The sequence below is a fragment of the Bifidobacterium sp. ESL0827 genome (assembly GCF_052606685.1).
Genome location: NZ_CP199597.1, coordinates 1,349,904 through 1,362,388, shown reverse-complemented (window position 1 = coordinate 1,362,388; position 12,485 = coordinate 1,349,904). Strand labels below are relative to the sequence as shown.

10 protein-coding genes are annotated in these 12,485 nt (G+C 54.8%); 7 read left to right on the top strand and 3 right to left on the bottom strand.

Annotation, left to right across the window (positions count from 1 at the left end):
- Window positions 1–13: 13 nt before the first annotated feature.
- From uriH to ACUIAI_RS05380, 4 genes are all read left to right on the top strand, one after another.
- Entirely contained in the window at window positions 14–955 is a 942-nt protein-coding gene (gene uriH, locus ACUIAI_RS05395; protein ID WP_254477231.1) for a uridine-preferring nucleoside hydrolase UriH, read from the top strand.
- Between the two features lie 3 nt (window positions 956–958).
- Window positions 959–2,371 carry a uridine transporter UriT gene (gene uriT / locus ACUIAI_RS05390; protein WP_110413214.1) on the top strand — a complete coding sequence of 471 codons (1,413 nt, stop codon included), beginning with the start codon at window positions 959–961 and terminating at the stop codon, window positions 2,369–2,371.
- A 406-nt stretch (window positions 2,372–2,777) separates the two neighbouring features.
- A complete protein-coding gene (locus tag ACUIAI_RS05385) occupies window positions 2,778–3,959 on the top strand; it encodes an SLC13 family permease (protein ID WP_445341783.1) in 1,182 nt (393 codons plus the stop codon).
- A 101-nt stretch (window positions 3,960–4,060) separates the two neighbouring features.
- The gene (locus tag ACUIAI_RS05380; protein WP_445341782.1) at window positions 4,061–5,263 is read left to right on the top strand and encodes an MFS transporter; all 1,203 of its coding nucleotides are present in this window, start codon (window positions 4,061–4,063) and stop codon (window positions 5,261–5,263) included.
- A 46-nt stretch (window positions 5,264–5,309) separates the two neighbouring features.
- On the opposite strand, the gene ACUIAI_RS05375 is transcribed toward ACUIAI_RS05380, so the two are convergent.
- Genes ACUIAI_RS05375 through ACUIAI_RS05365 form a run of 3 tightly spaced genes read right to left on the bottom strand, consistent with a single transcriptional unit; the run spans window position 5,310 to window position 7,047 of the window.
- Window positions 5,310–5,915, bottom strand: a complete 606-nt coding sequence (locus tag ACUIAI_RS05375) for a DNA-3-methyladenine glycosylase (RefSeq protein WP_445341781.1) — start codon at window positions 5,913–5,915, stop codon at window positions 5,310–5,312.
- Window positions 5,912–6,298 carry a ferredoxin gene (fdxA, locus tag ACUIAI_RS05370; protein ID WP_445341780.1) on the bottom strand — a complete coding sequence of 129 codons (387 nt, stop codon included), beginning with the start codon at window positions 6,296–6,298 and terminating at the stop codon, window positions 5,912–5,914. Before fdxA ends, ACUIAI_RS05375 begins: the two co-directional genes overlap by 4 nt.
- Window positions 6,295–7,047, bottom strand: coding sequence for a helix-turn-helix transcriptional regulator (locus ACUIAI_RS05365; RefSeq protein ID WP_445341779.1), 753 nt, complete (start codon window positions 7,045–7,047; stop codon window positions 6,295–6,297). Before ACUIAI_RS05365 ends, fdxA begins: the two co-directional genes overlap by 4 nt.
- A gap of 58 nt (window positions 7,048–7,105) precedes the next feature.
- On the opposite strand from ACUIAI_RS05365, the gene ACUIAI_RS05360 reads away from it, so the two are divergent.
- The 3 genes from ACUIAI_RS05360 (at window position 7,106) to ACUIAI_RS05350 (ending at window position 12,463) form a co-directional block, all read left to right on the top strand.
- Window positions 7,106–9,763, top strand: a complete 2,658-nt coding sequence (locus ACUIAI_RS05360; protein ID WP_445341778.1) for a multicopper oxidase domain-containing protein — start codon at window positions 7,106–7,108, stop codon at window positions 9,761–9,763.
- Window positions 9,764–10,270: 507 nt separating this feature from the next.
- A complete protein-coding gene (locus ACUIAI_RS05355) occupies window positions 10,271–11,821 on the top strand; it encodes a hypothetical protein (RefSeq protein WP_445341777.1) in 1,551 nt (516 codons plus the stop codon).
- A 21-nt stretch (window positions 11,822–11,842) separates the two neighbouring features.
- Window positions 11,843–12,463, top strand: coding sequence for an NUDIX hydrolase (locus tag ACUIAI_RS05350; RefSeq protein WP_445341776.1), 621 nt, complete (start codon window positions 11,843–11,845; stop codon window positions 12,461–12,463).
- The last annotated feature ends 22 nt before the right edge of the window (window positions 12,464–12,485 follow it).

The following is a 12,485-nucleotide window of genomic DNA, read 5'->3' as shown; positions in this document are numbered from 1 at the left end:
ACGGAGAACGCTTATGAAGCGGAAAGTTATTTTGGATTCTGACCCGGGTCATGACGATGCCGTGGCCATTCTCTTGGCTGTTGGCAGTCAGGCCATTGATCTTCTGGGCGTCACCACGGTAGGTGGCAATCAAAGCCTTGATAAGGTGACATATAATGCCAGGGCTGTGCTTGAAATGGCTCATGCAAACGATGTGCCTGTGCATGCTGGTTGTGACAGACCCCTGGTTCGCCCGCAGGAAGTTGCTGCCTCCATTCATGGTGAAACAGGCCTGGATGGTGTCACACTGCCAGAACCGACCCGTCCGCTGGATGCCGGTCATGCAGTTGACTGGATCATCGACACGATCATGAAGAACGAACCAGGCACTATAACTTTGGTCCCTACTGGCCCGCTGACCAACATAGCAATGGCTGCTCGTAAGGAGCCGCGAATTGTCGAACGGGTCAAGGAAGTCGTCCTTATGGGCGGTGGCTATCATGTCGGTAACTGGAGTGCTGTTGCCGAGTTCAATATTAAAGTGGATCCGGAGGCTGCACATATCGTTTTCAATGAACCTTGGCCGGTCACTATGGTCGGTTTGGATTTGACCCATCAGGCGCTTTGCACACCAGAGGTTCAGAAGCGCATAGAAGGTGTTGGAACCGACCTGGCCCATTTCGTCAGTGGACTCATGGATTTCTTCAGGAAGACATACAAAGACAACCAAGCGTTCGTCGACCCTCCTGTCCATGACCCCTGCACCATTGCGTATTTGATTGATCCAAATATCGTCAAGACTCGTCGGTGCCCTGTTGATATCGAGCTGAGGGGTGAGTTGACCACGGGAATGACCGTGGCGGATCTGCGTGGTCCGGAGCCCAGCCCTGAGGATTGCCATACTCAGGTTGCCGTGAAACTGGACTTCGATGGTTTCTGGAACCTGATTATTGATGCCATCGAAAAGATTGGATGAACGATGACTAAAGAATCATCCAAGACTCTCGACGAGGGTGGCAAATCGATTGTTGCCCTGATGACCGCTCTTATGGCCGCTATCTTTGCTTTCCAGCTCAACGCTTCCATGCTTTCTCCCGCGTTGACGACTATGGAGCATGAGCTGCATACTACAAGCTCTCAAATCGGGCTTTCTCAGACGGTTTTCTTCACCTCTTGCGCTGTCTTTTCGCTCTTCCTTCCTAGGCTGGGTGACTTGGTCGGTCGTAAGAAAGTGCTTTTGGGCATTCTGGTTCTGACTGCCATTGGTTGTGTTGTGTCGGCTTTTGCGCCCAACGTGCTCGTGCTCATGATTGGGCGAGTCATTCAGGGGGTTGCAGGTCCCGTTGTCCCCATGACTTTGATTATGCTGCACGCGCAGGTAACAGAAGATGCAAGGTATGCCAGGCTCATGTCAATTCTTACCGCCGTAAATGGCGGTATCGGGGGCGTTGATGCCATACTGGGCGGGTGGCTGGCAGGGACTTTTGGCTTCCGTTCAGTATTCTGGTTCATGGTTGCTGTTGCCGTGCTGGCTATCATACTGGTTGCCGCTTTTGCCCAGGAAAGTCATGCCGCACAGACACCCCGCATGGATTGGGCTGGTGTGGTATTCCTCTGCATTGCATTCGTTTGCGCCTATCTCGCCATCAACGAGGCCGAGAAGCTCGCTGCGGCCAACTGGCTTATGGTGCTTATTGAATTGGTAGTGGCTGCGCTGTTCTTCGTGGTCTTCTGGAATACGGAGAAGAGGAGCAAAGCTCCGATGGTGACGACAACTTATCTGAAGCAGCGGCGGACTTGGGGGCTTTTGCTCACCACTCTGACCACCATGGTTGGTGTATTTGCAATCATGAATGGAGTTGTACCCGCCCTGGCCCAGGATTCCAAAGCTGGTGCCGGAATGAGTGCCAGTGTGGTTTCGTTTGCAACTCTGACTCCCTATGCGCTCATCGGTCTGGCTTTTGGACCTGTTGCTGGAATACTGGCATCAAAATATGGATACCACAAGGTACTCCGTGCGGGTCAGCTAGTGAGCATAGTAGGTGTGATTTTCGGCATTTACGTCTGTCTGTCACCAAGCGTCTGGTCTCTAGTGGTGATGTCTCTGGTCCTAGGTGTTTCATATGCGGGAACGGTTAATATCATGCTAAACGGACTTGGCGTGGTGCTTTCGCCAGCTGACAACACCGGGTATCTTCCGGGACTGAATTCCGGCGGATTCAATCTAGGAGCCGGACTGAGCTACGCAGCTCTGTACGCCATAATGAACCTTGTGGCTGGTTCATCCGGCGCGCAGGCGGGCTATGTCTCCTCCATGATTGGTTCTGCTGTTCTTCTCGTTCTTGCATTCCTTTGCTCGTTCCTCATTCCCAAGCAGGATGAGGTCCAATAGTAATTGGATGAGCTGGTTGCAGTTTTCTGACTATGTTCAGCATGGGATTAAGGACGGTAAATCAGAACGGCAAGATGACTCGCTTGTGATTTGTTCTGAACATCCGAAAGTTATCGATGAGCAATGAAGGATGTCGGATATCATCCTGAGTCTCGACCAGGAACGAATGGATGGCAAGTAACATTGCAGTCTAATAAGGGTCCTGCGAATGCACTGATTCGCAGGACCCTTCCATATTTTATGCCTATCCGACAAGAGTCGAAAGTCGGGGCCAGGCAGGCTAGCAGCCAGTAAGTCACGAGTGCCCCGACATAGGCTCAGGAGCGGAAAATAGCGCATGGGAAGGTCCAGTAAGCCGGGGGCGGGCGCGTAAACTAAGTGAGGAATTCGTTCGCCGGAGGTGACCATGCAACATCGGGTGATCGGACTGCTGAAAAACGAAACCGTCCTGGTCGTCGCTGCAGTCGTCGCTCTCGTATCCTGCATCCTCATTCCTCCAGACCGACAGTATTTGGGCTACATCCACGTCAATACCCTTACCCAGCTGGGTTCCCTGATGATGGTGGTCTGCGGATTTCAGCGGATTGGGGTCTTCCATGCCATTGGTGCCGGTCTGCTGAGTCGCGTCCGCTCGGTGCGAGGCCTGGCCTTGGTCCTGGTTTCGCTGCCTTTCTTCTCCAGTATGTTCATCACGAACGATGTAGCCCTGGTTACTTTCGTGCCCTTCGCCATTGCTGTGCTCATCATGGCCGGTCTGGAAAGCCATGCTCTGCTGATCGTCACCCTGATGACCCTGGGTGCCAATGTGGGCAGCATGCTGACGCCGATTGGCAATGCTCACAACTTATACCTCAAGGCCCGCTCCGAGATGCCTACTGGGGAGTTCCTCCTCCTTATGGCGCCCTACGCTCTGGTGGCGGCCCTGATGCTCTTCCTGTGCTGCTGGTTCGCCTTCAGGAATCAGCATTTGGATAAGTTCGAGGGCATGGATGCACAAGAGATTCGTCACAGCATTCTAGCGCCCAGGGAGGAGGGGATACAGCCTCAGGTCAAGGAGATGCAACGGTCCAGCGGATGGCGCATCGCCATCTACCTTCTTCTCTTTCTTGTCTGCCTGCTTGGTGTGGCCAAGCTGATTCCCCAGTGGACCATGGTCCTGGTGGTGGTTGTGACCTTTCTGATCTGCGACAGGCGGGTCTTTCTGCATGTGGACTGGGGACTGCTGCTGACCTTCGTGGCCTTCTTCATTTTCATAGGCAATGCCAGGCGGATCCCCGAGTTTTACAACCTGGTCAGCGGTCTGGTTAATATCCACCCTTTGATTACTTCGGTCCTGTGTAGCCAGGTCATCAGCAATGTGCCCACAGCACTCCTGGTCTCAGGTTTTTCGACAGCCTGGCGCTCAATTATTCTGGGCACCAACCTGGGCGGGCTCGGAACCCTGGTCGCTTCAATGGCGTCGCTGATCTCCTACAAGGCTGTAGTCAAGCAGTATCCGAGCAAGAAAGGTGAGTACCTGAAAATCTATACTGCTTTTAATCTGCTCTTCCTCGTCGTGTTGGTTGGCATGGCCCTGCTGCTGGAGTAGACTACCCACCATCAACCAGGAATGGTGCCGCTGACATTGAGAGGGAGGCAGCAACGGTGGAACCGGACCCGTGCGCGTCTAAGTCCAAGGACACAGGGATATTGACCAGACGGAACCTTGGGGTTCTGGTCGGAATCATGGCCTTGGCTATCATGTCGCGGTTTGACTCCATCATCTCTCCTTCCGTGGCGGCCATTCAGGCATCTTTTCCTCGCGCTGATCCCTCCACCGTTGAATCGGTGGTCTCCATTGGCTCTTCGGCGGCCATAGTTTCGGCCCTTTTATTTGGTCAGCTCTTGACCAGAATGAGTTTCAGAACCGCTGCCTGTATCAGTTGTCTGTGTGTCGCCCTGGGCGGCTTGATGCCCCTTTTGGTGCATAGCAGTGTAAGCCAGCTGCTCTTGTTTGCCTTGGTTGTCGGATTCGGCGTGGGCATCGCCACTACAGTTCTTCCGAGCCTGTCGGCCAGGTTCTTCCGCGGGAAGCAGTTGGCGGCGCTGATGGGGCTGGTCCTGGCTGTTCAGGACGGCTCTTCCATGCTGGTCCTTCCCTTGGGCGGTGTCCTGGCCAAGGGAGGGTGGCTGCACAACTATTGGCTCTATTTCCTGGCCTTGCCTGCCTTGGTTTTGGTCGTCTTCATGGTCCCCGGAGTCGGTGCCGTCGAGGAGGAGTCGGAAAAGGCCACAGAGCCTCAAACAGCCCCCTCGCAGAAGGGCAGACAATGCTGGTGGGCTACCATTTCTTGCATTCTCATCGGTTTTCTGAGCATTTTCCTGGTCGCGGTCCTGTACAACAAGCTCGCAGTCTACATAGCCAAGTACGGTTTGGGCGGCACCAGTGCAGCAGGGGTGGCCTTGATGTTCAACACGGGTTCCTCGGTCGTGATCGGGCTTAGTATCAACGGCATCAAGCGGGTCTGCCGGCAATGGACGATTCCGGTCGCCTTCCTGCTGATGGCCCTGGGCGCCCTGCTCTTCCTGACCACCCGCTCCTTCACGCTGGTCTGCCTATCGGCCTTCTTGGTTGGTTCGGGCAGTGCCATCAACATGGCCACCTGCCCCTTCCTCCTGTCCAACCTGACTCCACACAGACGCTATCCCTTGATCATGGGGGTCTTCTCGGCCACCACCAGCCTTGGTTTTACGGCATCCACCTGGGCTTTCAAGGCTTTCTCATCAGCGTTTGGACTGGATCCGGTAACCGGCAGTTTCATAGGCATGCTGATCATTGCTCTGCTGGCCGCTGTCATTCTCTCGCTTGTTCGCTTCCAGAGCTGTGTCGAATCCCGCTTCATTGAGCAATAAGTCACCCCTAAGCTGTACAAGCCAGGAGAGCCGGTTTTTCGCCTAATCATCGCGACAGGTAGGGGTTGCCGGTGATGATGAACCTACGTAGGGTCTCCTTGGCGTGGGATATGCCAATTCGGGGGGTTGCCGTGATGGTCTCGTCCTGGTCCAGACTGGCGGCTGCCAGGCGGATGGGCGGTTTTCTGAGGTCATGGCCGTAGTTTCGCTTGTCGATGTCCAAGGCCTGACAGAGCTTGGCAGGACCGTTGGTCAGTTCCCGGTCCGGGTGATGGCCGTGCCTGTGGCTGCGCAGAAGGTCCAGACCCTGCACTGGCTGGCAGGCTCGAATCAGCACGCCGGCACCGAATCCGTCCTCCTGGCAGGAGATGTTCATGCAGTAGTGCATTCCATAAGTGAAGTAGACATACATGTGTCCGCTGGGACCGAAAAGGGCATCGTTGCGGGCCGACCGTCCATGGTAGGCATGGCTGGCCGGATCATTTTGATCGTAGGCTTCGGTCTCCACGATCCGAACCCTGGCCTGTTCACCTTCCGACTCGTAGTCCCGGATGATCAGGCAACCCAGAAGCATCCGGGCGGCCTCATCCACAGGGCGGCCCAAAAAGTCAGGGAAGTTCAGGTGATCGTCCTGGCTCGAACCGGCCTTCATTCTGTTTGGTCCTTACGGACCCAGACCGCGCGCTGACCGCGTGATTCTGGCTGAATGCAGACGAAATTGTCCTGGTGGGGCAGGGCGGCGACCTGTGGATGGTCGTGATCGTAGGGACCCTGGGCCTGGGCGCCGCCGGCATCACCGACCTGGGCAAAGAAGTCTTCGGAGGCATCCTTGAACCAGGTCCATTCCTCCGGCAGGTCCTCCTCGTAGAAGATTGCCTCTACAGGGCAGACAGGCTCGCAGGCACCACAATCGATGCATTCATTGGGGTTGATGTACAGGTTCCTGGGGCCCTCGTAGATGCAGTCCACCGGGCACTCGTCCACGCAGGCCTTGTCCTTGATGTCCACACAAGGCTGGGCAATTACGTAGGTCATTGCTTGACTCTCCTTTTTGATTGGTTGTGCGCTTTCGATACTTTCAGGAAGCATCCTTTTGGCGAGGACAGAGGCTTCAGCAATACACGGGCCTTTCTATCTCTGGTCTCCTTGTTGCTGCTCTCCACGAATCCCTGGACCATGCCCCGATGGATTGTGCAGATAATTGGATGGCTGCTGACGCTGTCCAGGAAGGGGCATGAGGTCAGATACAGACTTGCTGAATCCGACCCCGTCCTCACCGGTGCAAAACCCAAGGTATTCAGAACATCCAACAGCGTCTGAGTCATGCTCGACGGCGCACTCTTTTCTGCATGCTCCCGCCTCTGCTGGGCCAGGGTCCGACCCCAGGCCAGACCTGCTTTCAGAGCAGCCGCATTCCTGCTCCGAGTATCGGGGCAGGCAGTCTCGAGAGCAGTGCAAAGCGAGGAGATCATATCCTCCCTGGCGTGGTTCATGGATGTGGGGGAGTAGATGACAGCCGGTCTGCCTCGACCGACTGATTGACCATCACCGTCTCTTGTTTGGCGGACTGCCTCGCCCTGTTTGACCAGATGCTCAAGATGGAAACGGGCAGTCGTCGGATGGATGCCGAAGGCTGCTCCGATTTGCTGGGCGGTTAGACCTGTACCGGTCCGTTCGGCTGACGTATGCAGGTAATCTAAGATTGCGGAGCGAATCTCTTCCCCGCTTCTTCGCCTGGAGGGGGTTTGGTCCCGTCGCTTGCGGGCTTGAATTTCCTGACTCATCGATTAAATTGTATAACTATCAAATCAATTATCAACCCAGGGCAAGGCGGACAGATCCATGCAGAGCGACCAGAAGATGCGCAAGTCCGGAGGCAAAACAGCCTTACCCAGGTCCAGGATGGCCCTTCTCATAGGCGCAGGTCTGGCTGCACTGCTTGGCCTTATAGCGGCGCTGATTCGTGCGGATCTGATCCACCCTTCAGACAGGGTGCCCTTGGCTGATCTGCATGGTGGGCTCATGGTCTATGGGTTTTTGGGCGCTGCCATCGGTCTTGAGAGGGCAGTGGCTTATCGCAGTGGCGGATCCAAGAAACCCTCCTGGGGATTTCTTGCTCCCGCTTTGGGCTTGCTGGGGTCCCTGCTCTGCCTGCTTTCGCTGATGGTTTCAAGCCGCGCTGCTGCCCCGGCATGGGTCAGAGTGGAGCTTTTTGGCGGTATTCCGTGGACTTTGTCCATGTTGGTTTTGACAGCCATGTATCTGGCTATCTGGCGGCGGCAACCTTCTGCAGAGGTGCTCATACAGGTCCTCGGATCCCTGGTGGGTCTGGTCGGAGCTTTTGGATGGGTTGCAGGATTGGATGCTTCGGTTCTGGCTCCAACCTGGCTCTTTTTTCTGATTCTGACCATCGTCGGGGAGCGGGTGGAGCTGGCCAGGGCGGTCTTCTCGGATGTCCGCCTCGAATCGGGAATTCTGGGTCTGAGCCTCCTGACCGTCCTGATGCTGCCTGTTCAAGCCATGGCACCTTCGGTCGGTTATCCGCTTCTGGGATTGTCCTTGGGCCTGCTCCTCCTGGTCATGGCCAGTCACGACGTAGCCAAGGGCACCTTCCGTCACGGCGGTCTGCCAGGATTCATGGGCACCTGCATGCTGTCGGCCTATGCCTGGGGACTTCTGGCCGCCCTCATCTGGATGGTGGCACCCTTGGATTCCAGCACCTACTGGGGCGATATGGCGCTGCATGCCTTGGCTGTGGGATTCATCATGACCATGGTCATCGCCCATGTCTGCATGATCGTCCCCTCAGTCATTCGCAGGCCTCTGCCTTTTCACCCCCTCCTCTGGGGTGCCTGGGCGCTTATGCAGGTTGGTTTGCTGATCAGGCTTCTTGGAGCCATCCGGCTCTACACGCCCTTATGGAAGGCGGGGAACCTGCTGAATGTCCTGGGAATCCTTTCCATGATGCTGACCGTGGTGTATCTGGCTGCTCGCGGCAAGCAGGTTCTGGCATCCAAACGCTACCGTCGGCGCCAGCCCCAGGATTCGCAAACCGAACATGTTGGGACTCTGGCCCTGCGGACGGATCTTGTTGCCACCTTGGCTACTGTGCTGATCTTGGTGGCAGCGGTGGTCTTGATGGCTCTGCGGCCGGCGCTGGCTGTTTCCGTCGGGGCAGCGCCCAATCCTCGAGGAGTTCAGGACGTATCGTCGAAGAGCATCCAGCCGACTGGGCACACCAGCAGAGCTTCCATCAAGGTAAATGGGATGGCCTTTGTGCCGGATACCATCACCATTGATGCAGGCGACCGGTTGGTTGTAGATTTTCAGAACACCGGAGATCAGCGGCATGACTTGGTTTTTGCCAATGGCAAGAGCACAGGATCCGTGCCCGTAGGCCAGAGCGTCTCGATCGACGTGGGTGTCCTGGGCGGCGACACCTTGGGATGGTGCTCGCTGGCGGGACACCGTCAGATGGGTATGGAGCTCAAGGTCAAGACCAAGGGTGGAACAACTACCGAGCAAGTGCAGTCCTCCGCTGGGAAGATGACCATGAACCAGGCCCCTTCGGCAGCCAAGCTCAAGTCGCAGGCGGAGAAGAGCGATCCTGCCGAGGCCACTCTTCCACCCCTGGATGACCAAGGGAGGGTTGGAACCAGAAAGTACACCCTGGATGTCAAGGAACGTAAGGAGCAGGTGACAGCAGGGCTTGAGCGCACGGTCTGGAGCTTCGATGACGCAAGTGATCCACGAGATAAGGGATCGAGGCCCTTGGCTCAGGGCCCGGTGCTCAGAGGTCGGGTGGGAGACACCTTTGAAGTAACCATCAGAAACAAGGGAAGCATGAGCCATTCCATTGACTTTCATGCCGGACCGGCTGTTCCCCAGACCATGATGCGCAACATAGACCCTGGCAAGGAGCTCCTGTACACCTTCACCGCTGATCGGGCCGGCATTTGGATGTACCACTGCAGCAGTGACCCCATGTCAAACCATATAGCCAACGGCATGTATGGAGCTGTGGTCGTGGATGATGGCACCCTCCCGCCAGTGGCTGCGGAATATGTTCTGGTCCAGTCTGAAATTTATCTGGGGTCCAATGGGGGGACTGCCGATGCTGAAAAAGTGGCGGCCATGACCCCGGATATCATGACCTTCAACGGACGGGCCTTTCAATATGATACACACCCTCTCAAGCTGGAGAAGGGGCAAAGGGTCCGCATCTGGGTTCTGGATGCCGGCCCCAACCAGCCGTTGTCCTTCCATATCGTGGGAACGCAGTTCGATACTGTCTGGACTGAAGGCCGTTATCTGATAGGCGGAGGTTCAGGAGCGAATTCCGCCGGTGCTTCATCAGCCGGAGCGCAGGTACTGCCTCTGCTGCCTGCCCAAGGCGGATTTGTCGAGCTCAAGGTCGATCAGCCTGGCGACTATTCCATAGTCAACCACGTTATGAGCCTGGCCGAGAAGGGGGCGCATGGCATCCTCCGGGTGTCGTGACGTAATTAAGCGACATGTGTTGCTCTGAGCCAAATGTTTGCCAAGTTTCGGAGCAGATACGATTCCGACCGCGCGGAATGGTGGTTCTTGCCTGTCGCCTCCAAGCAGGAAAGCTGGGATGCAATGGCATCCAGGGGAACCTTATACGGACAAGAAAGCTATGGGCTGGGTCAGGGCGACTTCAATCCTGCAGTTGGAGTCCCTTGCTGGGAGTGTATCCCTTGTAGTCATAGTAATTCTGGCTTGCCTGAGCCCCTTGATCTTAGTTGTCGCATGTTTGCTGATCTGCTGGTCGGTGCCAATCGTTCATGGCTGCAGGCGTATTCGAGTTTCTGTCTATATGCAGATATCTCCCAAGGGAAGCGGCAACCGCGGTGTGGAACATTCACAGTCTCAATGACCAGCAATCGGTCTTTTGGCATTTTCTTTCATGTCTCAGTTGCTTGTACCGATTTTATGGGCGAATGTGCTGAACGAGCAGGCAAACACGAGGTCTAGCATATAGACATGATTCAGAGCGTATGTTCATATGCCATCATGCTGACCAATTTCGATTCAGAGGAACAGCTGAACGATTGGAATCAGGTCAGGCATCTATGCAACCGCAATCAAAAGTGCGATCAAGATCGGATTCCAGAGGTGAATTCGAAGTTCTGGTCAGATTGTCCTGACGGGGTGAGCATCTGCGAGAGAACCATTCAGCAGCATTCGGAGTTTCTTGAACGATTTGCCGGCATTCTCAGAACTGCATTTCTGTATAGTCCCCATGTTCTTGTGACTGATGCAGAGCTCTTCGATGGCATCTATTTTCTGGCATTCGGTCCTGATATCGTTCTTGGTCTTCTGGGGCAGAGCGGTTATGAGAAGCCCTTTCTCACCGTATCCGGCAGACAACCGACCTTGGAGCAGTGCTTGTTGCGGTTCACTACAGTGCCGCCTGATAATCAGCATAAACTTTCAACCGAAGAAGAGACGGTTACCCTACCGGGTATAGGTACGCTGCGTCCGCTAGAGTATCAAGTTTTACAGAAGACCGTTACTTCTGAAGAAAGTCAACGATTTGCTCCACAGACCAGAGCCGTCTTGAATGAGCATGCAGGCGATCATTGGTCGATAGCTCAAAGGATCGCTCACTTGTACGCTGCATATTGCCAGCAAGACCCGTCTGATGGTACCTGCCAATTCCTAGCTCAACGTTGGCAGGAATGGATAGATGCTGAACGGAAGGGTCTCATCAGGTATGAGCAACAAGATTCTCAAACCGGGTCGAATTCCAGCACCGCCCGCAGCTTCAATGAGGCCTTTCTTCCTGTTGTCAGTGAAAACGCCAATTGTCTGCGTTCCTGGTGTTCTGCCTCCAAGGCGGACGAGGCAGAAAAGACCGAATTTAGGGATGTTTTGGACAAGATAAGCCATGAGCCGAGACGGTCCAAGGCCTTTGCGCTTATCAGGCATTCAACTTTGCCTGTAGGTAGATCTGATTGCAATAGGACCATGGAATGCGACCAGCAAACGCTGGTGGACTGGTACCAGTTCGTGTACCGCTTAGCAATGGCGGATTACCTCGGCTGTTGCCTTATGGCCGTAGAGAGCAAACCGAATTCGTATGAGCGTTATGCAGGTCGGACAGGCGGGCGCTCATTAATGCTGTCGGGCAAGGTCACAGAATTGTTGGGGCAGATGCCTTCTTCTTGTTTTGTGCAGTTCTGTTATCAGTCAAGGGACGCGATACAACAGTGGCGTAATTGTCGACCGAACGCCCCGGATTCTGACCAGCAGCGGCATATTCGCAACATTGCCTATTGTGTGCAGAAGTCTGCATCGCAGCTTGACCGAAAGCAAGATAATTCAAAAATTATCAAACAGTTTGTTGCGACCCTAATTATCGCATCCATATCTGTTTTTTGCGACAAGATCATTTTTTCAAGTTCAATATCCATTATCGTGATATTGGCTGGAGCTTGGTTCATTGAAGTATTTCCCGAGTTGCTGACAATGATGGAGTGGTTGCACGACCAGCATACGGCAACACAAACTATGGTATTTGCTCAACGGTAATCATCGATCAGGAAGGTGACTGTGAAAAACGCTGATGAGCTAAGGTCCAAGTATCCTTTGCAGGAAATAAGGCGTAGAAAAGTCTTCGAGGAAGCCGGGGGAGCCGACTTTACCGTGACTGCTGTGGATGTCAAGGTAAAGGACACGGGTGCCGACATGACTTTGCACGTGGCGTCTGTCAAGCAGGGTCAACCAGGCGTGATCTGCGTGACAGTCGCAGAACGAGAAGGAGAGGACTTCTATCTGATAGCGCGGCACTGGCGGGTTGCTGTGGAAGACTGGCAGTGGGAATTTCCGCGAGGCATGGGAGAGCAAGGCGAGAATCCTCAAACCACAGCCATTCGTGAATTGCATGAAGAGACCGGATTGCGGGCTCAGCCTGACGCCGTCCGTCAGTTGCATAGGCTTCATGCCGATGCCGGGGTACTTCAAGACGACGTGCGGGTGATGGAAATACGGCTTGATGACATTTCATCTATTCCTGTAGTCGATAGCGTCAATCAAGGCGGTGATTGGGAACTAGAGGATCTCCAATGGCTGCGGTCAGCTGATATTACCAATATGATCAGTGATGGACGACTGATTGATGGGCTTACCATAGCTGCGTTCTCAATACGAGAGATTGATAAGCACAGGCTGTGAGTTCGTAGCGCGATTTGTGTAT